The sequence below is a fragment of the Undibacterium sp. GW821-FHT11B02 genome (assembly GCF_058808955.1).
Genome location: NZ_JBXASD010000024.1, coordinates 1 through 18,818, shown reverse-complemented (window position 1 = coordinate 18,818; position 18,818 = coordinate 1). Strand labels below are relative to the sequence as shown.

The following is an 18,818-nucleotide window of genomic DNA, read 5'->3' as shown; positions in this document are numbered from 1 at the left end:
CGGCCCAACGGTCTTTGACACTCTGGATGTTTGTTCAAAACATCCAGCCCAAAGATGCGCCCTGCATCATACGATGCAGGGACTTAATTCTTAACCTGCCAGATTGGCGTGGTCTACGCGTACGCCTGCACCCATAGTGGATGAGATGGATACTTTACGCAGATACACACCTTTGCTGGATGCTGGTTTTGCTTTGTTCAAAGCATCGATCAGCGCAACCAGATTGGATTTCAAATCGCCATCAGCAAACGACTTACGGCCGATTGTTGTGTGGATGATACCGGCTTTGTCTGTACGGTATTGAACTTGACCAGCTTTTGCATTTTTAACTGCATTAGCTACGTCAGGAGTTACTGTACCGACTTTAGGATTAGGCATCAGGCCACGTGGGCCCAGGATCTGACCCAGAGTACCAACGATACGCATGGTGTCTGGAGAAGCGATAACGACGTCAAATGGCATATCGCCAGCTTTAACACGTTCAGCCAAATCTTCCATACCAACGATATCAGCACCGGCAGCTTTCGCTTCTTCCGCTTTTGCACCTTGTGCAAATACAGCTACGCGTACTGTCTTGCCTGTACCAGCTGGCAATACAACAGCACCACGAACTACCTGGTCAGATTTTTTAGGATCTACACCCAGTTGTACGGATACGTCGATGGATTCATTGAATTTTGCTGTAGCGCATTCTTTGATCAAAGCGATAGCATTGTCAAATGGATACACTTTCAGGCGGTCAACTTTCGTTGCCAGCAATTTTGCTTTTTTAGATAACTTAGCCATTACAGACCCTCCACCGTGATGCCCATGGAACGAGCGGAACCTGCGATAGTACGCACAGCTGCTTCCATATCGGCAGCTGTCAAATCAGCGCGTTTAACAGTCGCGATTTCTTCAGCTTGCTGACGAGTGATTTTACCCACTTTGTCTGTATGCGGCTTGGAAGAACCTTTAGTGATACCAGCTGCCTTTTTGATCATGTAAGTTGCTGGAGGAGTCTTCATCACGAAAGTGAAAGACTTGTCAGCAAATGCTGTGATCACGACAGGGATAGGCATACCTGGTTCGAAACCCTGGGTCTGTGCGTTAAACGCTTTGCAGAATTCCATGATGTTCAGACCACGTTGACCCAGAGCTGGACCGATAGGTGGGGATGGGTTTGCTTTACCAGCTGGCACTTGCAGCTTGATAAAACCAATGATTTTCTTTGCCATGTTGGCTCCTTCAATAAATGAGTAGTAGCGCCTGTTAATGTTAAGTCACACCAACAGGCTCCTCTGCCTGCTGGAAAATCCTTGCTATTGCACAAGAGTTTTCCTGATCAGTTTCAACACATTGCTGTGTTACGTACTGATCAACGTGAATTCTTTATACTTTTTCGACCTGACCAAATTCCAGTTCAACTGGAGTGGCGCGACCGAAAATGGTAACCGTGACGCGGACCTTGGATTTTTCGTAGTTCACTTCTTCAACATTACCGTTAAAGTCAGTGAAAGGACCATCCTTGATACGCACTACTTCACCTACTTCATACAAGACTTTTGGCCTTGGTTTTTCTACGCCATCCTGCATCTGCTGCAAAATCTTATCGACTTCATGCTGCGGGATCGGCGATGGCTTATTCGATTTACCACCAATGAAACCAGTAACCTTGCTGGTATTTTTAACCAGATGCCAGGTATCGTCGGTCATTTCCATCTCAACGAATACATAGCTAGGGAACAGGCGACGTTCGGTAACCGACTTCTTGCCATTTTTTACTTCAATGACTTCTTCGGTAGGAACCAGAATCTGACCGAATTTGTCCTGCATCTCTGCGCGTTCTATGCGCTCAACCAATGCACGATGCACGCTCTTTTCCATACCGGAATAAGCATGCACGGCGTACCATCTTTTAGCACTTTTAGGTACAGACACCGTTGGCGCTGTACCTTCTTCGTTTTCCTGAATGTTATCGCTCATTATTTTTTCCATCCAAGGATTACGTCATACAACACAAATCCGATCAACTGATCAGCGCCCCACAGGAAAAGTGCCATCACTAACACAAAGCCAAATACAACAGCTGTGATCTGACCCGCTTCTTTTCTTGTTGGCCAAACTACTTTTTTGGTTTCGCGAATCGATTCTTTGGCAAAATCGAAAAAATCACGACCCATTTCTGAAGTTGCAACAAAACCTGCTGCAATCACCAACCCCAAAACCAAAGCAGCGGCGCGTATCCACGTCGCTTGTCCAGCGAGAATATAAAAAGCAGCAACACCGGCAACTGCAGCCACTACCGCCAAGATGACTTTGTACTTGTCATTGGATGTACTAACAGTTTGAACGGGATGATTAGACATACTTTATTTACTTTCGGTGCCTGTGGCCTTGATGGTGGCAGGGGCGGAGGGAATCGAACCCCCAGCCTACGGTTTTGGAGACCGTCGCTCTGCCAATTGAGCTACACCCCTACATCTTTAAACTACCTGAACTACTACGGCGACCTTAAAGCAGGTCGCCGTTTTTCACTCAGTTTACTACTGAATTACTCGATGATTTTAGCAACAACGCCAGCACCGACTGTACGGCCACCTTCACGGATAGCGAAGCGCAAGCCTTCTTCCATCGCGATCGGGTTGATCAATTTAACAGTGATAGAGACGTTATCACCTGGCATGACCATTTCTTTGTCTTTCGGCAACTCGATCGAACCAGTTACGTCCGTTGTACGGAAGTAGAACTGTGGACGGTAGTTGTTGAAGAATGGGGTATGACGACCACCTTCATCTTTGGACAGAACATAGATCTCGCCTGTGAAGTGGGCGTGAGGCTTGATGGAGCCTGGTTTTGCCAACACTTGACCACGTTGGATGTCTTCACGTTTGGTACCGCGCAGCAATACACCAACGTTGTCGCCAGCTTGACCTTGGTCGAGCAATTTGCGGAACATTTCAACGCCTGTGCAAGTTGTCTTGACTGTGTCTTTGATACCAACGATTTCGATCTCTTCGCCAACTTTGACGATACCGCGTTCGATACGGCCTGTAACGACTGTACCGCGACCAGAGATGGAGAATACGTCTTCTACTGGCAGCAAGAAGGCGCCGTCAACAGCACGTTCTGGTGTTGGAATGTAGGAATCCAGCGCTTCAGCCAGTTTCATGATGGCTTCTTCGCCCAATGGGCCTTTGTCGCCTTCGAGGGCCAATTTAGCGGAACCTTGAATGATTGGCAGGTCGTCGCCTGGGAATTCGTATTTGGACAACAATTCACGAACTTCCATTTCAACCAGTTCCAGCAATTCTGCATCGTCAACCATGTCGCACTTGTTCAGGAACACGATGATGTAGGGAACGCCAACTTGGCGGGCCAACAGGATGTGTTCACGTGTTTGTGGCATTGGACCGTCTGCTGCGGAGCAAACCAGGATCGCGCCGTCCATCTGTGCTGCACCGGTGATCATGTTTTTAACATAATCAGCATGGCCTGGGCAGTCTACGTGGGCGTAGTGGCGGTTTGCTGTTTCGTATTCGACGTGGGCTGTATTAATAGTAATACCGCGCGCTTTTTCTTCTGGCGCTGCATCGATCTGGTCGTAGGCTTTGGCTTCGCCGCCAAATTTCTTCGACAAGACTGTCGCGATCGCTGCTGTCAGTGTGGTTTTGCCGTGATCAACGTGACCAATTGTGCCTACGTTTACGTGCGGCTTGGTGCGCTCGAACTTACCTTTTGCCATTTTGGACTCCTAACGATTTTGATGAGAATGCTCAGGCACGCGCCCGACAAATCAGACTTGAAAACACCAGATAAACCATGGTGCCCTTGACGTGGATTGAACACGTGGCCTCTCCCTTACCAAGGGAGTGCTCTACCACTGAGCTACAAGGGCAGCTTGTTTGCGCAAAAACACGCGCAAGTAAAACTGGAGCGGGTGAAGGGAATCGAACCCTCGTCATAAGCTTGGAAGGCTTCAGCTCTACCATTGAGCTACACCCGCAAAGGCCACCACTTCAGCCGCTAATTTCTTAATTCAATTCTTTACCTGGTGGAGAGGGCTGGATTCGAACCAGCGTACTCGCAAGAGGGCAGATTTACAGTCTGCTGCCATTAACCACTCGGCCACCTCTCCGCAGGGAACCCCGAATTATGGAGATGTCCGACCCAACTGTCAATACCTATTTGAGAATTTCTTCCCTGCCCCCACCGCAAACCGGTCAAAAATTGCTCTTAAGCATATGATTTTATTCATTTTTACCACAAGATACCGGATTGCCATCTTTTGTCGAAAATGTCGGGTCGACCTTTGTTTGATCTGTAAATACCGATGGCCGGAAGGAAGTTTTTCCCGCTACCGTGATGTCGCTGTATCATGCAAGCAAACTATTTTGCATATTTCCCATGGCGCGCACACAGGCTCCCGACCACCAATTGCAACGCGACGAGATTTTGGAGCGGGCAGCACAGGCCTTCGCCAGCTACAGCTATCCTGGCACCTCAATGAGCCTGCTGGCACAAGCCTGCGGCACTTCCAAAGCCAGGCTGTACCACTATTACGCCAGTAAAGAAGCGATTCTCTTTGATTTACTGGACCGTTACACCAAAGTATTGATCCATCTGGCAGAAACCCATACCGGGTTAAGCGAGCTTATTGCCGCTTTTCTGGCGGAATATGAACATTCCCAGACCAGGCATATCGCTCTGCTGAATGACGTGAAATTCCTGGAAGAACCGCAAAGACAGTCGATACTGGACGCCCAAAGAAGCATCGTGAACCTGTTCAGCAAAGCCATACAACGCCGTTTTCCGCAACGTACCGATGACCAGAACCGCAGCGCCATCACGATGCTGCTTTTCGGTATGATCAATTGGACATTTACATGGCTAAAACCGCAACAGGAAGGCGATAAGATGTCATACGCAGACTTTGCCGCTCTGGTCACCCGGATTTTCATACACGGCATGGAAGGCTTGCCAGAATTATCTGCAACGGATGATCAATCAACCTGACCGGCCAATCCCGCACCCCGCTGTTTTTTCAGGCATGTCAGGTCAACGCAGCCTAATTTCTTGCGTGAGCAAGTTGATAATTTTCTATGCCGTCAAATGCCCCCAGCTCCATGGCAAGTCCACTTAAGCGGGTGGCCAGCTTGCGGCTGATCGCCACGGCAACGAAGCGCCACTCTATGCGTCCGTCCTTGCAACTGATGGTCAGGGTACCGACCGCAATTTCATAGCCACGCGCCTGTGCCAGCCTCCGCAAGGCATCTTCATTTGGGGTAAAGCCGGGACGAAATTGCATGGTGATTGATACTGCCGGCTTGGATGGTAGCCAGGATTCCAGCTTATAAACCCAGATCATGCAGGCAGCCGACAATAGCGCAAGCAAAATGGCTGCTGCATAAAAACCGACCCCGACCAACACGCCTATGGCAGATGAAGCCCACAAGGACGCTGCCGTCGTCAGGCCGCTGATGGTGAAGCCTTCGCGCATGATAACGCCCGCCCCCAGAAAACCGATGCCGGTCACCACCCCCTGTATGGTGCGCGAAGGATCAAGATTGACTGGTGACAGCGCGCGCCCGCCAAACCAGAAATCTGGATAACCGGCAATCACCACCAACGCCGCCGACGCCATACAGACCAGTCCATAGGTACGCATCCCGGCAGCACGCCCATGGTAAGAACGCTCGTACCCCACCAGGAAGCCAAGCAACATGGCACCCGTCAGATTCATGAAAATGATCAGGTTGGCATGTAGCTCTGATTGAGACCAGAAATGCATGGCATAGCTATAAAATGATTCCATAAATATTATTTACAAAATTAGTCGGTAGTGACTTCCAGTGTAGCAAGCTCCCCCGTGATCAGCCAGACAATCAGCAACTACACACCCAAAATCCCTACGATGTTCGCTACAGCAACACACTTAGGTGTGAGCCAGATTGCGAAATATACGCCAAGCTGCGCTATAATGCGCCCTCACATTCATTGGGGAGTAGCCTGCTTCAGCCCCCGGCTGAAGAAAGCGCATCAACATACTTGGCCGGCTGGCCATGGTGCGTTTAAGCCCGACAGTCAATCACTGTCAGGTTGGGCAAGACCTTTGATAGTTGTATTCTGCTGACCAGGGATGGGGCGGGATATGGCTGTCATTGGTTAAATTGCCCCATCCCGCACATCATCATGGAAGCTTTCCTCGTCTCTACCCTGGCCGTCACCATAGGTGAAATCGGCGACAAGACCCAATTGCTGGCCTTATTGCTGGCCGCCCGTTATAAAAAACCCTTGCCTATCGTATTGGGCATCTTGGTTGCCACCCTGTTTAATCACACTCTTGCCGGTTTGCTGGGGCAATGGGTCGCCAGCCAGTTCAGCCCCACCCTGTTGCGCTGGTTATTGGGCCTGTCATTCCTGGCGATAGCCGCCTGGACCTTGAAACCGGATGAAATGGAAGATGACGGTATAGGTGACAAGCCCTATGGCATTTTTGTGCTGACTTGCATTACTTTTTTTGTTGCCGAAATCGGTGACAAAACCCAACTGGCGACCGTTGCCCTGGCCGCTAAATACAGCAATCTGCCAGTGGTGATTGCCGGCACCACGCTGGGCATGCTGATCGCCGATGTACCCGCAGTGTTTCTGGGTAAAATTGCTGCGCCCAACTTTCCTTTCAAACTGGTGCGCTGGCTGGCAGCAATCGTGTTTGCCATACTGGGTGTGCTGGTACTCGCGGGCATAGGTCAGGGCTTTTATTGAAAACGCCGTAGCCGCAGGTAGTCACACAAAAGACTGCCTGCACACTTTGGATTTACCAAGAACGATAAATGTCAACAATGATAACGATTTACCACAATCCACGCTGCTCCAAATCCCGAGAAACACTGGCTTTGCTGACCGCCATCGCCGAAGATCAGGCACTTGCCTTAAATATCATTGATTATCAAAAAACGCCTTTAAATTTTGATGAACTGCAACACATATTCGCCGCCCTGGGTGACAATCATGTGCAAGCCATGTTGCGCAATAATGAGGAAGAATATGCGCTGCTGAAGCTGGACAATGCCGATACGGCAACGGCTTTACATGCCATCGCTGCCCATCCACGTTTGCTGCAAAGGCCTATCGTTACTTATCAAAATAAAGCGGCTATCGGACGTCCGCCGGAACACGTCCTGTCCCTGTTCAAGAAAGCCTGAGCCGCCATGTCAGAATTTAAACTTGCCGCTGGCAGCCACGTCAAATACGGCTGCATCTCAACTGAGCTTTATCCTATCCTGCGCCAGGGCCTGGCGGCAAATATGCCCAGACAGGGCTTTCAGCAAGATGACACACAACCTGTACGCGGCATCATGGTGGGCGAACTGATGGCGTATTTTGCTGCCTGCGCCGCATTTTGCAAGGCCACCAGCACCCTGCACCAGAATAATGAACAAGTCATGAGCAGCTTTGTCAATGCACTGCAAAGCCAGCACGGCGAAAAACCGCAAATGGCAGAACTGGAAAATATTGCTGTGACGGCGGGCCTACCTGTCATATTGGAAATCGAACTGGCAGAAGACTGCGTCATTGAAGCCGACAGTCAATTCACAGATGCCAGCGAAGCTGAAAAAAGCTGGAAACTCTGGCGTAGCGGCGTGTTACTGCGTGAAGGCGGAATACCGGCCAGTTGGATCAGGAAATTCTATTTCCCTCGCCTGCTCGATTACCGTGACGCAACCAGTTCGAAGAACCCGCGTACACTGGAACAAACAACTGACTGCGCGCTAATGGTAGGTGGCATGATGCAGGTCTGGCATAAAGACACGCCAGCCGATTTGCTACATGCATTTCGCAAGCAATATGGCCGCATCAATTTTTCGCAACACAGCAATTTCGATGACACGGCGCTGGAACGTTTTTTCAATCTGAATTCCATGCTCGATCCTGCTACCCGCCTGCTAAACCAAATGACGATCTGGCAAGATATCGATGCACTGGCAAAAAAACAGCAGATTCCATTGATGTAGGCTTGCAGAGTTGCCGATGGGCAACCATCGGCACAACTCTTAAGCTTTTACGCTCTTAATTCGCAGGGCTGCGTTTTATAAAGAATAATGCTGTACCTATCGCCATCAGGATACCGCCAAAAAAACGGTTCTGGCTCTTCAGCCATTTGGGATCGCGGAAATAGCGCTGCATACTGGAAGCTGCAAAAGCATAACCGTGCATGACCACCAGATCTATTGCACACATGGTCACACCCAATATCAGCAGTTGCGGCAACAAAGCTGCCTCATGCGAGATAAACTGCGGCAGCACCGCCACCATAAAAATTATCCCTTTGGGATTGGTTGCATTCGTCAGAAAACCAATCAGGAAACGTTTGGACATATCCGGAGCCTGAGTGCTGGTGACCTGATCTATTTCTGTCTCATTGACTATTTCCACCCTGGAGCGCCATTGATTGATACCCAGATAAATCAGGTAAAGCGCACCGATAGTTTTGACGACACTAAAAGCAAATTCAGACGCCATTAATAGCGAACCGACACCAGCGCCTGCAATAGCCAGTATCACTAGCAGGCCAGCCTGCAAACCCATGATGGTTCCAGACGCTTTTTTCACACCATAATTCAAGCCATGCGACATCGACAGCACGGCACCAGAACCAGGTGATACCGCAATGACGCAAGCGGCAAAAAAGAAGGTGAGCCAGGTAGTAAATTGCATATGGAGTCTCGCAGAAAGTAAATGTCAGCCATTGTAACCTGCAGGCCAGGAGCTTGCTTTCCACTTATTTGTATCCCCTCCTCTAACCCCGCATCATGGCAGCCAGCAACTGGCTCTTGAGGGTTTTGATCAGCGCGGTTTCATCCGGCGGCACGCCTTCTTCAGCATTGACTGCCCGATCGGCATAAAACAATCCCAAGGGTTTCTTCTGTATCACCAGTGGCAGAATAATGAAGCTGCGGGCATCCGGCATCAACTTACGATGCCATTCGGGCAGCAAATTCTGTATTTTGGGTACAGCTGCGTCAGAAATCATCAAGTCGACATTGTTCACCATGGCCAGATGAAACAGGTTTTGGTCAGGCTTGCCAGGAAAAGCAAAACCTTTCTGTCTCTCTGCATAATTTTCGCCTATCGCCAGACGGGCAACATAGCGCACAGATTGCAAATCACGCAAACAAACTGTGGCAAAACGAAAACCCATACTGCTATACAAGGTTTCCAGCACCAGCAATATCAGGTCATTGAGTTTGAAGGATTCCGATGCCAGCATCTGGGTCACATCTTGCACGCCTGCCAGCAACAAATCGCGCGCGTGGATGGGCTTGCCGCTAGGATGACGCTGATCGTTTTGAATCTCGCCGCTGTCATAATCCTGCATCAGCAATTCGTTTGGCACGCCATTCTGCTCAGAAATATCACCATCGCCGGTATGGATGTCGGACATGGCTATATCCATGCTCTTGGCAAGCTGGCGTGTCTCCAGTTCCACCCGGACCAGCATGTCGTCCAGCATGGTCTGATCCAGCTCCAGCGCTTTACCGTAACGCTGCAACAAGGGACGTGCTTTTTCCGTGATGTTGCCTGACCCGGCAGTCATGATCACGGATGCCAGGGCGTCGCTGAAACTGGCTACCTGACGCAGCCATTCAGCACGAGTGTTAACTTTTTTCAGTTCGCCCGCAGGCAAAGGTGCCAGCGACTGAATGATGGTGTCCGGTATATTCCATTCCTGCAGGGCCAATTCACCAAAACGTTCATAGCTGCATCCCAGCAATACGTCGCTGGCCTCCTGCGAGCTGGTCTTGCCAGTCTGCAGCATCGCCTGTATGCGCGTATATAAAGGATGATCAAAAGAAGCCACCAGCACTTTGCCAACGTTTTTGAACAGGGCCGCAACCGCTGCCTCTTCCCCATCCTGGAAACGTCCACGCTGAGCCATTTCACGCCCGACTATACTGGCACATAGCGCTTGTATCAACTCACGCCGGACACTGTTGGCGTGACTTTTATCCTTGAAACAATCGACCAGCAACATCGCCATGGCACTGGTTTTAATACTGTTAAAACCAAGTAAAAATATGGCCCTCGAAATCGTGGTCACAGGTGCACCCGAACTGGTGCGGTAATGGATGGTATTCGACAGGCGAAGAATTTTCTGCGTCAAGGCTACGTCAGCAAGAACAAAATGTGCCAGTTTGGCGACCGGGTCTTCGCTTGACGATGTAATTTCCACAACCTTGGTGATGGAAGCTCCCAAAGTCGGCAAATTGCTCTCTTCATTGATTTTTACCAGCAGGCGGTCACGGGCAGATTCCGGTGCATGCTCGTCGAGGTGAACAGAAGGTTGAATTGCCATGATCTCCGCAGCTAGTATTACTTTAGGATTCATTCCTGAATGTGAAATGAATTCTAAATAAGTTTTTTATTTGGCCATGCGTACGGTAGTAATACCGTACTTCTTCTGTAATTCGTCATACAACCCACGTATCGCTTTCAGACGCGGATTCATGGGATCAAGGCGACGTGCTGATTCAATCAAGTGGCGCGCCAGTTCACCGGTAGTCTGATCCCACCCCATGTTTTCCAGACATTTGAGGGCAGCCAGTGCTGCATTCAATACAACCTGTGGATTGTCTGGTGATTTGCGGGCGGCAGCACTCATCAGCTCAACCGAACCACGGAAATCACCTTGCTTGGCTTTTTGCACACCCAAAGCCACCAGGTCCATCACTTCTTTCTGGCTACGCTGTGCCAGTTCCTTGGCTATATGGCCTTTACCAGCACTTTCAAATACGCCCATCGCACGCGACATAACGCTTTGGTCGCTGGCATTCTTCATGACACCCAGAATAATTTCGGACGCATTGTCTTCCTGATCATTCTCAAGACAACTTTTTGCCAACCCCAACTTGGCGTCCGTGGAAAGACCGATGTCTTCTCGCGAAGCGACTACTGCAGCCCCCAGTTCTTCCGCCAGCCGTGCATCACCGGTCTTGGCGTGCACCATGGCGGCAGAAATCGCCCTTACAGCAGCAGTTTTCTTTAAGCCTGACATGTTTTTTTCGAGATCACGTATTACCGACTTGGCTTGTTCGGTATCCCCTTTCTTCACCAGGGCATCAACCAGGTTCATATGGTCTTCAGGATCGCGAAACTCGGAAAACTTGGCCTTGCTGACCACTTTTTTCAAGACATTCTCAGCAGTTTCTATATCACCCGTTTCCAGCGCGATTTTTCCCAACTTGCGCAAACGCCGGACCGCATGGGGCGAGACACCAACAGCAACATCCAGAACTTCCTTGGCTTCAGGTAAAGCACCAGCCATTTCGTGCGTCTTGGCCAACCAGTCATACGCATCCATGTACTTGCTATTTTCAGCCACCAGGTTTTTCAGTATATCTTCGGCTTCCTGGTATTTGCCCTGCATGAACAAGGTCTTTGCCAGACCCAGACGGGCCCAGGCGACAGCTTTTAATTCAAATAAATATTTATATAGTTCTTCGGCTTCTGCCGCTTCACCATGGATAACGTGTAATTCTGCACGCAAGCGCATGAAGTCAATTGCATATTTGGGATGGTCGCGCTCGCCGTGATGGCAGGCCATGATGGCTTCGGCAACAGCCCCCTGTTCCATCAGGTTATGCACTTCGACAAAGGCCTTGCGTTTTTCCAATGCACGGATAACACGCTCCAGCAGCATATCTGCCGTAAAGGGCTTGAGCAAATAGTCAGAAGGTGCCAGTTCGGCTGCACTGACGACCTTGGCATATGAACGTTCTGCCGTCACCATGATGAAAATCGTGGAAAGAGGGGCCAGCTTGTGGTGGCGCATATCTTCCAGCAGTTGCTGACCATCCTGACCAACACCGAGATCATACTCACACAAAATCAGATCAAAGACTTTGGCTTGAATAGCACGCACAGCTGTACCAGCGGACAATCCATGTTCTATCTTGGTAATGCCGCACAAATTCAGCATATTGTGCAAACTGACCCGCATCCCTGAATGCGGTTCAATGAGCAATGCCCGAATGTCGCTGAGTTCGCTCATTTCAACCTTTAGCGTAATTATTGTTTAATTATTCTTTATATCGCTGTCAGGCATGCTGCCAATCTCCCCGATGGTCAGCACAACCTCAAATTAGAAGGACGTCTATTTCATTATATTAAAGTGACGGCGCATTCATATGGAAACTTTACCCCCAAGCAGCAACATTGTTGCAAGGCTTTAACATATTTAATAGATTTGAAGGCCCCAACCGCGCTTTTGCAACAGCTTCTTATTTGAATATCTTCGCCAGCAGCAAAACCAGTAAGGAAATCAGAATGGTCGAGGCAAAAGGAAATGAGAAAGTCCGCCCAAACAGGCGAAAACGCAAATCACCTGGTAAGCGGCCTATGCCAAATTTTTCCAGCCATGGCAATAAGCTGGAAAACACAACAACGACGATGAAGATGGTCACAACCCAGCGCAGCAAATGAAACTCCAGATTAAATTGCTTCTCATATTCAACGATAAATTTCCATGTGGAAATTTATCGGCATTATTTCTGACGGCAACCCATCATAAGCGATGGCTACGATCCAGTCGCAGTAAATTTTCTGGCAGTTCAAGTTTCTGACCCACAATTAAAACCTTGAACAACTCTCCCATTTCTGCTGGCGACACCAATTTTTGCAAAGCATTTGCCTGAGGCAGATATTGCATGACCTGTTCTGCCGGAGTCCGCGCCAGTATATTAGCGATACCGGTAGTCATCAAAAATCCAGCCTGGCTGCTATAACTCAGCAATTCCAGCCCACCATCCAGCGCTGCCCTGGCCATGGCAGTAAAATCGACGTGGGCAGTAATATCCTGCAAGCCAGGCAGATAAAACGGGTCAGGATGGGCATGATGCCGGTAATGGCACATCAAGCTGCCTTGCAGACGCTGTGGATGATAATACTCCGCCGCCGGAAAACCGTAGTCGATGAAAATGGCAGCAGTAGCCACTTCACCTTTACCCAGCATCCTGGCAATACTGCGCATGAAACCACTAGCAATGGCATGCACTTCAGTCAGGTAACCAACAGGCAATGCATCAGCATCTGGAATTTGCGCGATCTTGTCTGGATGGCATATCTGCCCGGCCTGTTCACGATAAATCAGTCTGGGCATACTGTTTTCATCAACCACCGCGACGCCAACCTCTCGCCAGCCATCGGCAGTTTTAATGACGAGATCCACCGGCATGGCATCAAGCACCTCATTTCCCAGTACCAGACCGGAAAAAGAGTCTGGCATTTCTTGCAACCAGACCACCTGCGGGAAGTCTTTCAGCAATTCTTCCTGACGTGCGCGCAGCTCACCGGACAATTCCACGATAAAATAGCGGTCTATCGCTATTCCAGATAATTGACATTCTGATAAAAAATCGAGCGCAAGCTTACCTGTACCAGCACCGAATTCCATGATTTCGGCCCTGGTCTGAGTAAAAATGTGGCTTGCCAGTGAAGCCAGCGCGGCACCAAACAAGGATGACATTTCCGGTGCAGTTGTAAAATCACCGTCTTTGCCCAGCTTGGTTGCACCGCCGCTGTAATAACCCAGATCCGGCGCATACAGTGCCAGTTCCATGTAACGCGAAAATGGTATCCAGCCCTGATGTTGGCGAATGTCGTCGATAATCAGTTGTTGCAGAGCAGATGAAGCAGCCAGCGCATCATCGCCCGGCACAGGTAGAGATAATTTATGCATAGCCGCATTGTATTAAAAACGCCTTAATCCTTGTTAAGAATTTCCATGAGTAATATAAACAGCAATAATCACCCTGCCCGCACAGCGCTGATCACTGGCGCTGCCAAACGCATAGGGCGGCATATCGCCCTGTACATGGCACACAGGGGCTGGGATATTGTTGTCCATTATGGCAATTCGTCGGAAGAGGCACAGACACTGGTCACAGAAATCCAGGCGCTGGGCCGCCGTGCCCATGCCTTACAGGCCGACCTTGCCGATGAAACGGCCACACGTTCACTGCTACCGGCAGCCATCGCTGCCATGGGCAACATCAACTGCATCGTCAATAATGCCTCGCTATTTGCCGAAGACGAGGTGCACAGCTTCAGTCATGTGAGTCTGGACCGGCATATGCATGCCAATCTGGCAGCGCCACTGATCCTGGCGCAGGCACTGCACGCAGCAACCGCAAAAGACCGGCAAGCCTGTGTCATCAACCTGCTGGATCAGAAACTATATAACCTCAACCCCGACTTTTTGTCTTACACCTTGTCCAAGGCCGCACTACAATGTGCAACCACGACGCTGGCACAAGCGCTGGCGCCGACTGTGCGGGTAGTCGGCGTTGCACCCGGCATTACCATGGTATCCGGCCACCAGAGTGCGGCAGATTTCCAGCAGGCGCATCAGGTGACGCCGCTGGGTCACTCAAGCACACCGGAAGATATAGCCCGTACTGTCTGTTTTCTGGCGGACAGCCCTGCCATCACCGGCACCACAGTATTGGTGGATGGTGGCCAGCACCTGATTCCCTTGCAGCGCGATGTCATGTTCCTGGCGACTGCCAACTCACCTGTTTCATCTTAATCATCGGACCACTATGTTATCCATTCTGCACCATCCAAAACTCGCCGATTGCCGCCGCCTGTTTTTGCGTAATTATGAAATTTCCATCAACATTGGCGTGCATGAGTTCGAGAAAAAAGGTGAACAGCGCGTACTCTTCAACGTGGACCTGTATATCCCGCTGGCTTTGTCCACACCAAAAAATGACCAGTTGGAAGAAGTCGTCGATTATGATTTCATGCGCTGCACGATTGCTGACCGTATTGCCAAAGGCCATGTACACTTGCAGGAAACCCTGTGTGACGATGTAGCGAAAATCATGCTGGCACATCCACGTGTGCGTGCGGTACGCATTTCCACCATGAAGCCCGATGTCTATCCTGATTGTGAAGGCGTAGGCGTAGAAGTATTCCAGATCAAAAACGACATTTAAGCCCGAATTCAAGTCCAAATTTAAACACTATCATGCAAGCTCTGACTGAAACATTGACGGACGCCCCGGTGGAAGTAAAAGCCACGGCCAAGTCACAGGAAAAAATCACTTACGAAAACAATAAGCTGCACAAGCGCTTATGCCGCCTGGTTGGTCAGGCTATTGGTGATTTCAATATGATAGAAGAAGGCGACAAAGTCATGGTCTGCCTGTCCGGTGGCAAGGATAGCTATGCCCTGCTGGACATTCTGATGACATTGCGTGAACGTGCGCCCATCAATTTCGACATCGTCGCGGTCAATCTGGATCAGAAGCAACCGAATTTCCCTGATCATGTTTTACCTGCCTATCTGGAAAAACTGGGGATTCCCTACCATATCGAAAACCAGGACACTTACAGCATCGTCAAGCGCCTGATACCGGAAGGTAAAACTACTTGCTCACTGTGCTCACGCCTGCGTCGCGGTATTTTGTATCGCGTTGCCGATGAACTGGGAGCCACCAAAATTGCTCTTGGTCATCACCGCGACGATATTCTGGAAACTTTTTTCCTGAACATGTTTTTTGGCGGCAAACTAAAAGGCATGCCAGCCAAGCTGCAATCAGATGACGGCCGGCACATCGTCATACGCCCCATGGCGTATGTAAAAGAAGCCGACACTGAACGCTATGCCGAAGTGAAAAATTTCCCTATCATCCCCTGCGATTTATGCGGTTCACAAGAAAATTTGCAACGCAAGCAGATCAAGGGTTTGATGCGCGAATGGGATAAAAAATTTCCAGGCCGTGTAGACAATATTTTTGCTGCGCTGTCGACTGTCGCACCATCACATCTGATGGACAAGAAGCTGTTCAATTTTACTGATTTGAAAATCAATGGTGAAGCAAATCCAAATGGTGACATCGCTTTTGACGACGAACCTTGTGCGACACCAGCGAGTGGCGTAATTTCTCTGCATCTGGATCAGGATTAAAATATTATTAAAACTGGTCCATCTGAAATATTGATACTCTGAGTTATTCTTGTTTTTCTCGGAATTTTACTCTGTGATGTAGCGGAGATTTCGAACAACACGCTACCCGGGCTGCCGAGCGCGGAAATTAGTGCATGGTAAAAGAGTTAATTTGTTGAGCTTTCCATTGTGAATATTCATCCAAGACACATGGCGTGCTTACTGCGGGATGAAATTACCGATTTGCGACAGCGGCCAAGTGTTTGTCGATAACACCGTATTCGTCTAATTTTCAAAAGCCGATCAGCTCGGGTGTTGCGCTGGTGACGAGTTGAACATGATCCCGGATACCGCAGTTAGCATCACAATGTCCCTGTCCGTTCAGCACGCGGGCAGCCTCAGCCTTACTTCGCTTGTCGGCGCGGTTCGACTGGTGCAGAGATGAACTTTTAATACAAGAGTCCGTATTCAATCGGACACTTGGGATTGTTTATCTTGCAGAGCATGGCTGTGTATAGTTCACCGCTGAAGTGCGCCTCGAACCAAGCCACGCAGCTATCCAGGCGGTGGTCGTCGTGCCAGGTGATGAGTGCGGTTGCGTTGATCGCTGTGGCCAGTTCGTCGACCATCTGGTCGCCGATGCGGTTTTGCGGCGAACGATCGAGAACGATTGTGGCGATGCCATGCTCGATGGTATGGGTGAGATGAGACATGTCGGGCTCCTGTGTTATTGCAACTTGAAGTTACGCGAGGTGTTCCTTGAACCAGTCCAACGCGGCGGCACTGGATTGATCGAATCTGGTGATGTATGGATCGAAGTGGCCGCCGGGGATCGTCACGAGGCGCTTCGGCTCAAGAGCGCGCTCATAGGCGGCCAGCTCGAGATCGGTCAGCGTGATCGTGTCCTGCAGCGCGACGATCATCAGCAGCGGCGTGGGAGACACGCGCGCAATCCACATGCCCGGTTCGTACATGCGCGCGGCGCGCGTCGAGCGCACCGTGACGCTGTTCTCCCAAGCGCCGTCGGGCACGGACTGCAGATAGAACTCGATGGCATCCTTGGCGCGGTACGAAGCAGGGACGGCCGGATCGGCGCTGACGATCATCTGCCGGCGTGGCGGCTCGCCGTTCGCCTGCGCGCGTTCATCCGCCGAGAAGGCCTCCTCGATGGCGGCGACTGCGTCGGGCGGAATGCGGCGCAGTCCTTGCTCAAAACCGCTGATTGTCGGCACCTGCGCGACGACCGCACACAAGCGGCGTTCGGTTGCGCCAAGCACGAGCGCGTGGCCGCCGGAATAGCTGGTGCCCCACAAGCCGATGCGTTTCGCGTCGACGACGTCCTGGTCTTCGAGGAAGCTGATCGCGCGCCGCCAATCGGCGATCTGACGCCATGGGTCGATATCCTGGCGCGGTGTGCCGTCGCTGGCGCCGAAGTTGCGGTGATCGTGCAGGAGGACGACAAAGCCGTTGGAAGCGAATTTCTCGGCGAATCGCTCCAGTCCGTGCTCCTTCACGCCGGCATAGCCATGGGCCATGGTGATGGCGGGAAAGGGGCCAGTGCCGCCGGTGGGCACATAGAGCCAGCCGCACAGCGTGACGCCTCCCTCGGCTTCGAATGCGATATCGGTACGTTGAAACATGGTAGTTATCCTTGTAGAAAAATGTCAGGCGGCGCCCGAGTTCCTTTGCAAAATTGTCCATGAGCTGGCTGGGGCCAGGTATGGCCATGGATCTTTGAACCTCCATTGATGCCGACAGGCGCAGCCTGTGTCATATGCATAGGAGAAGCCCCATAAGGCCCCCCAATGCGTAGCGACAGCGCGCCTTTCACCCTTTTGTCCCGGTCGCTCGGCGCCGAGTCAATCACGCGGTCGCTCAAGCGTGAAGAGCTGCCCCGCACCGATTTCGAAGTAGTCGGCTGGCCCACCGCCGCGCAGGATCGGGCGCGCCTGCGCAGTCTGGTACACGCCGTCCTTGATCAGTTGCCGGTCAATGTGGATCGCTACTGCTTCGCCCAATACTAGCCACGCCGGGAGCGCTGCGCCGTCCAGCGCCTCAAGCTGCACGATCTGGGTGACCAAGCACTCGAACTGCACCGGGCTAGCCGCAACACGCGATGGCCGTACCTTGGCAGAAGGCAGCGTCTCCAGTTTGGCCAACTCGAATTCATCGACGTGCGCTGGCACCATCGCCGCGGAGGCATTCATCGCCTCGGCGAGCTCCCGCGTCGCCAGATTCCATACGAACTCGCCGGTGTCACGCGCGTTGGCGAGCGAGTCCTTAGCACCAAGCGAGCAAAAGCCGACGATCGGCGGCTTGTAGCTGAACAGGTTGAAGAAGCTGTAGGGCGCAAGGTTACGCACGCCGTCGTTAGAGACTGTGCTGATCCAGCCGATCGGTCGCGGAGCGACGATGGCGTTGAGCGGATCGTGACGCAGGGAATGCCCCTGCGCCGGTTCATAGAAATGCCAGTCGGTCATAGCTTTACCTCTTTTGGTACGGGCGCAAGAAATGCAGCCCCCAACGCCTTCGACTTGGTGCGAGTCCGCAGCACCAGGGCCGGAGTGATGGCTGTATTCATCCCGATCACCGTTCAGAGAATGGTGTCGGATTGGAGCCACATAAGCCCTACGCCGGAGAAACGAACGAGATATCCGTTTCAAGTCAATGACGCTGCCCCGTTTCCAAGGTCAGGGCAGCTTCGTCGTTCTTACTTGTTTACCCAAGGCATGGAGAGGTCGATGTCAGAGACCAGCTTTCCACCGCCGAAGCTCATGCTCTCCAAGGGAATGGCATACATCATCAGGGTGACATCGTCCTGGCTGACGCCAACCTTTTCTACTGCATATCGGGTAACCAACTCCGCGAGCTTGCGTTTCTGCTCCAC

At 51.1% G+C, this 18,818-nt stretch carries 22 protein-coding genes, 4 tRNA genes and 1 riboswitch; of the genes, 7 read left to right on the top strand and 19 right to left on the bottom strand.

The features are described 5' to 3' along the window. Positions 1-90: 90 nt before the first annotated feature. The 9 genes from rplA to AC1RVX_RS29575 all read right to left on the bottom strand — a co-directional run bounded on the left by rplA (position 91) and on the right by AC1RVX_RS29575 (position 4,117). Positions 91-786 carry a 50S ribosomal protein L1 gene (gene rplA / locus AC1RVX_RS29615; protein ID WP_110258377.1) on the bottom strand — a complete coding sequence of 232 codons (696 nt, stop codon included), beginning with the start codon at positions 784-786 and terminating at the stop codon, positions 91-93. Continuing rightward, positions 786-1,217 carry a 50S ribosomal protein L11 gene (gene rplK / locus AC1RVX_RS29610; protein ID WP_493220176.1) on the bottom strand — a complete coding sequence of 144 codons (432 nt, stop codon included), beginning with the start codon at positions 1,215-1,217 and terminating at the stop codon, positions 786-788. Before rplK ends, rplA begins: the two co-directional genes overlap by 1 nt. Positions 1,218-1,371: 154 nt before the next feature. Continuing rightward, entirely contained in the window at positions 1,372-1,965 is a 594-nt protein-coding gene (nusG, locus tag AC1RVX_RS29605) for a transcription termination/antitermination protein NusG (RefSeq protein ID WP_493220175.1), read from the bottom strand. Beyond that, positions 1,965-2,348 carry a preprotein translocase subunit SecE gene (gene secE, locus AC1RVX_RS29600; RefSeq protein WP_493220174.1) on the bottom strand — a complete coding sequence of 128 codons (384 nt, stop codon included), beginning with the start codon at positions 2,346-2,348 and terminating at the stop codon, positions 1,965-1,967. The genes nusG and secE overlap by 1 nt, the downstream gene beginning before the upstream one ends. Before the next feature lie 35 nt (positions 2,349-2,383). After that, a tRNA-Trp gene (locus tag AC1RVX_RS29595) sits at positions 2,384-2,459 on the bottom strand. Positions 2,460-2,533: 74 nt separating this feature from the next. After that, on the bottom strand, positions 2,534-3,724 hold the full coding sequence (tuf, locus tag AC1RVX_RS29590) for an elongation factor Tu (RefSeq protein WP_493218507.1): 1,191 nt from the start codon (positions 3,722-3,724) through the stop codon (positions 2,534-2,536). Positions 3,725-3,802: 78 nt separating this feature from the next. Further along, positions 3,803-3,877, bottom strand: a tRNA-Thr gene (locus AC1RVX_RS29585). 34 nt (positions 3,878-3,911) lie between these two features. Continuing rightward, a tRNA-Gly gene (locus AC1RVX_RS29580) sits at positions 3,912-3,985 on the bottom strand. Positions 3,986-4,031: 46 nt separating this feature from the next. Further along, positions 4,032-4,117 (bottom strand) — tRNA-Tyr (locus AC1RVX_RS29575). Positions 4,118-4,386: 269 nt separating this feature from the next. Between AC1RVX_RS29575 and AC1RVX_RS29570 the strand changes: the two genes are divergently transcribed. Continuing rightward, positions 4,387-4,995, top strand: a complete 609-nt coding sequence (locus AC1RVX_RS29570) for a TetR/AcrR family transcriptional regulator (RefSeq protein WP_493220173.1) — start codon at positions 4,387-4,389, stop codon at positions 4,993-4,995. Between the two features lie 52 nt (positions 4,996-5,047). Here AC1RVX_RS29570 and AC1RVX_RS29565 read toward each other — a convergent pair whose 3' ends face one another. Beyond that, on the bottom strand, positions 5,048-5,794 hold the full coding sequence (locus AC1RVX_RS29565; protein WP_493220172.1) for an MgtC/SapB family protein: 747 nt from the start codon (positions 5,792-5,794) through the stop codon (positions 5,048-5,050). Positions 5,795-5,966: 172 nt separating this feature from the next. Beyond that, positions 5,967-6,125, top strand: a riboswitch (yybP-ykoY riboswitch). A 46-nt stretch (positions 6,126-6,171) separates the two neighbouring features. Between AC1RVX_RS29565 and AC1RVX_RS29560 the strand changes: the two genes are divergently transcribed. From AC1RVX_RS29560 to AC1RVX_RS29550, 3 genes are all read left to right on the top strand, one after another. Next, positions 6,172-6,744: a TMEM165/GDT1 family protein gene (locus AC1RVX_RS29560; RefSeq protein ID WP_493220171.1), complete on the top strand. Its 573-nt coding sequence runs from the start codon at positions 6,172-6,174 to the stop codon at positions 6,742-6,744. A 77-nt stretch (positions 6,745-6,821) separates the two neighbouring features. Then, the gene (arsC, locus tag AC1RVX_RS29555) at positions 6,822-7,184 is read left to right on the top strand and encodes an arsenate reductase (glutaredoxin) (protein ID WP_493220205.1); all 363 of its coding nucleotides are present in this window, start codon (positions 6,822-6,824) and stop codon (positions 7,182-7,184) included. 6 nt (positions 7,185-7,190) lie between these two features. Then, entirely contained in the window at positions 7,191-7,994 is an 804-nt protein-coding gene (locus AC1RVX_RS29550; RefSeq protein ID WP_493220170.1) for a hypothetical protein, read from the top strand. 55 nt (positions 7,995-8,049) lie between these two features. On the opposite strand, the gene AC1RVX_RS29545 is transcribed toward AC1RVX_RS29550, so the two are convergent. From AC1RVX_RS29545 to AC1RVX_RS29525, 5 genes are all read right to left on the bottom strand, one after another. Next, a complete protein-coding gene (locus AC1RVX_RS29545) occupies positions 8,050-8,697 on the bottom strand; it encodes a LysE family transporter (RefSeq protein ID WP_493220169.1) in 648 nt (215 codons plus the stop codon). A gap of 82 nt (positions 8,698-8,779) precedes the next feature. Then, entirely contained in the window at positions 8,780-10,336 is a 1,557-nt protein-coding gene (locus AC1RVX_RS29540) for an HDOD domain-containing protein (RefSeq protein WP_493220168.1), read from the bottom strand. Between the two features lie 66 nt (positions 10,337-10,402). Continuing rightward, positions 10,403-12,031 carry a tetratricopeptide repeat protein gene (locus tag AC1RVX_RS29535; protein ID WP_493220167.1) on the bottom strand — a complete coding sequence of 543 codons (1,629 nt, stop codon included), beginning with the start codon at positions 12,029-12,031 and terminating at the stop codon, positions 10,403-10,405. A 229-nt stretch (positions 12,032-12,260) separates the two neighbouring features. Then, positions 12,261-12,458, bottom strand: coding sequence for a DUF2905 domain-containing protein (locus AC1RVX_RS29530; RefSeq protein ID WP_186946268.1), 198 nt, complete (start codon positions 12,456-12,458; stop codon positions 12,261-12,263). Between the two features lie 86 nt (positions 12,459-12,544). Beyond that, positions 12,545-13,717: a class I SAM-dependent methyltransferase gene (locus AC1RVX_RS29525; RefSeq protein WP_493220166.1), complete on the bottom strand. Its 1,173-nt coding sequence runs from the start codon at positions 13,715-13,717 to the stop codon at positions 12,545-12,547. 45 nt (positions 13,718-13,762) lie between these two features. Between AC1RVX_RS29525 and AC1RVX_RS29520 the strand changes: the two genes are divergently transcribed. Genes AC1RVX_RS29520 through ttcA form a run of 3 tightly spaced genes read left to right on the top strand, consistent with a single transcriptional unit; the run spans position 13,763 to position 15,952 of the window. Next, positions 13,763-14,566: an SDR family oxidoreductase gene (locus AC1RVX_RS29520; RefSeq protein WP_493220165.1), complete on the top strand. Its 804-nt coding sequence runs from the start codon at positions 13,763-13,765 to the stop codon at positions 14,564-14,566. A gap of 13 nt (positions 14,567-14,579) precedes the next feature. After that, positions 14,580-14,978 carry a dihydroneopterin aldolase gene (locus tag AC1RVX_RS29515; RefSeq protein ID WP_493220164.1) on the top strand — a complete coding sequence of 133 codons (399 nt, stop codon included), beginning with the start codon at positions 14,580-14,582 and terminating at the stop codon, positions 14,976-14,978. Between the two features lie 32 nt (positions 14,979-15,010). After that, a complete protein-coding gene (gene ttcA, locus AC1RVX_RS29510) occupies positions 15,011-15,952 on the top strand; it encodes a tRNA 2-thiocytidine(32) synthetase TtcA (protein WP_493220163.1) in 942 nt (313 codons plus the stop codon). Positions 15,953-16,380: 428 nt separating this feature from the next. Here the strand turns inward: ttcA and AC1RVX_RS29505 are convergent, their stop codons facing one another. The 4 genes from AC1RVX_RS29505 to AC1RVX_RS29490 form a co-directional block, all read right to left on the bottom strand. Next, positions 16,381-16,644 carry a hypothetical protein gene (locus tag AC1RVX_RS29505; protein WP_493220162.1) on the bottom strand — a complete coding sequence of 88 codons (264 nt, stop codon included), beginning with the start codon at positions 16,642-16,644 and terminating at the stop codon, positions 16,381-16,383. 30 nt (positions 16,645-16,674) lie between these two features. Next, positions 16,675-17,571: an alpha/beta hydrolase gene (locus tag AC1RVX_RS29500; protein WP_493220161.1), complete on the bottom strand. Its 897-nt coding sequence runs from the start codon at positions 17,569-17,571 to the stop codon at positions 16,675-16,677. Positions 17,572-17,790: 219 nt separating this feature from the next. Beyond that, on the bottom strand, positions 17,791-18,411 hold the full coding sequence (locus tag AC1RVX_RS29495) for a flavin reductase family protein (RefSeq protein WP_493220160.1): 621 nt from the start codon (positions 18,409-18,411) through the stop codon (positions 17,791-17,793). A gap of 230 nt (positions 18,412-18,641) precedes the next feature. Next, positions 18,642-18,818 carry a tautomerase family protein gene (locus AC1RVX_RS29490; protein WP_493219632.1) on the bottom strand — a complete coding sequence of 59 codons (177 nt, stop codon included), beginning with the start codon at positions 18,816-18,818 and terminating at the stop codon, positions 18,642-18,644.